The organism is Streptomyces sp. SolWspMP-5a-2, assembly GCF_900091845.1.
Lineage (GTDB): Bacteria > Actinomycetota > Actinomycetes > Streptomycetales > Streptomycetaceae > Streptomyces > Streptomyces doudnae.
Genome location: NZ_FMCI01000386.1, coordinates 1 through 1,823, shown reverse-complemented (window position 1 = coordinate 1,823; position 1,823 = coordinate 1). Strand labels below are relative to the sequence as shown.

The following is a 1,823-nucleotide window of genomic DNA, read 5'->3' as shown; positions in this document are numbered from 1 at the left end:
ATGTCCGACGTCACCACGGCCACGTCCGCGCCCTCACCGGCGAAGCAGGAGACCGTCCCTGTCTACCTGGCGGACGCCGGCAACCACGACGCGCTCCTCGACACCTTCGTCGACGCCCACGGCGAGTTCGAGAAGTGGTCCACCTGGTCGGATGACACGACCCACGCCATCCACGAGTCGCAAACCCTGCGCATCGAGCGCGTGCATGGAGCCCCCGACCACGAGACCGCCTGGACCGTGGCCGCCTACGAAACTCCCGTATCCGAGCGCATGTGGATCCTTACCGCGACCGGCGCCACCCCCGCCCCGCTGCTGCAGAATCTGCTGTCCTACCTCGCAGACGGTGATGGCTGGGACATTCCTGACGGTGTCCCGGTGAACGAGAAGATGGTCACCGCGGCCACCCAGCCGCTCTCCAGCGCCGGATGGAAGCACATCGTGGACGGACGATGGATCCGCTGGACGTCCCCCGATGACAACGCCGGCATCCAATTCGACGCCTTCACCGCGCAGCACCCGAGCCAGAACCAGGCCACCTGGACTGTCTGGGCCGGAACCAGCCCTGACCACAGACCCACCTGGTCGATCACCGCCTCTCCGCAGACCCCGAGTTCGCTAATCGCGGACCTCTCCGAATGCCTCGCCCACGAGAACGGAACACGCCAAGTCCAGCAAGGCCGCGAACTCAAGACCACCCTCACTTCCACTCCGTCAGCGGCGCCGTCGGCCACGGTCGGCTCCCCTGCCAGCCGTCCCCGGTAAAGCTGGACGACCAAGCGACCCGCCGACGGCCGGTGCCCTAAAACGTCATTTCATTTGGTGATGCGGCGGTAGCAGATGAGGGTGCTGGCGATGCTGGCGAAGGCGAGGAAGTGCTCGGGCTTGGGTCGTAACGGCGGTGTAGGCGTCAGCATCCGTTCAGGCAAGCGCAGATAGTGACAGGAAGGCAGTAGATCCATTCGACCAGCAGCCCGGGGCGGAAACCGGCAGCTCAAACGTGCGCTATTCCTGTCTACCCTCGTCTGCATGAATGCTGACTCGGCCTCGCGCGCCTACTACGACAAACAGGGGACCTATAATCAAGCCCTCCTCGGCCTCGCATGCCAATGCATTAGCGTCCTCCTGTTTTCCATGCTCCGAAACGGCACTTCAACGAATCTCGGGCCCCGAAGAACGTCGATTTGGCTGCATAACCTCAGCAACCACGAACCAAAAAGAAACGCCTTGATGAAAGGCGCGGAGAGGCCCCTGGGGTAAGTCTGTGCGTGTGCTATCCACAGCTCACCCCAACGAGTTTGCGCTTTTGCTCAGTTGATCAAGCGTGCGGCCTTCAGGCGGGCCACGCGGCTGAGTTTCAACCATCCACTGTTGCCGCCTGGAGCGGAAGAAGTCCGCATCAGCGGAGTACGTAGATCACGTGTTGTGGGGCATACTGTCCTTAAGACCGTGTCCTACGTGGTGAGGCGGACGTTGGTCTGTTCATGGGGCGGGGTACGTGGAGTTGGATTGTTCCGGACGGCCTGTGGGAGATCGCGAAGCCGCTGATCCCGCCGTCGAAGGTGCGGCCGCAGGGCGGCGGTACACAAGACACGCCTGATGAGACGCTGTTCGCGGCGATCATCTACGTGCTGGTCAGTGGTTGCGCCTGGCGTGCTCTGCCGCCCTGCTTCGGCATATCGAAGTCGACCGCTCACCGCCCCTTCCTGATCTGGTCCAGAGCCGGCGTCTGGGGCCGCTTGCACGAGGCTGTGCTGCACATGCTCGACGACGCCGGCCTCATCGACGTCACCCGCGTCGTTCTCGACACCGCCCACGTCAGGTCT

Annotated in this window: 2 protein-coding genes and 1 pseudogene; all 3 read left to right on the top strand. The window is 63.5% G+C overall.

All coding sequences use genetic code 11. From position 1 onward, the window contains the following. A partial coding sequence (locus tag GA0115242_RS37890; RefSeq protein ID WP_093836198.1) for a DUF317 domain-containing protein occupies positions 1-762 on the top strand: 762 nt, incomplete at its 5' end. A 204-nt stretch (positions 763-966) separates the two neighbouring features. Further along, positions 967-1,193: pseudogene (locus tag GA0115242_RS41320) on the top strand (IS110 family transposase); the annotation flags it as partial. A gap of 288 nt (positions 1,194-1,481) precedes the next feature. Beyond that, a partial coding sequence (locus tag GA0115242_RS37880) for a transposase (protein WP_141721910.1) occupies positions 1,482-1,823 on the top strand: 342 nt, incomplete at its 3' end.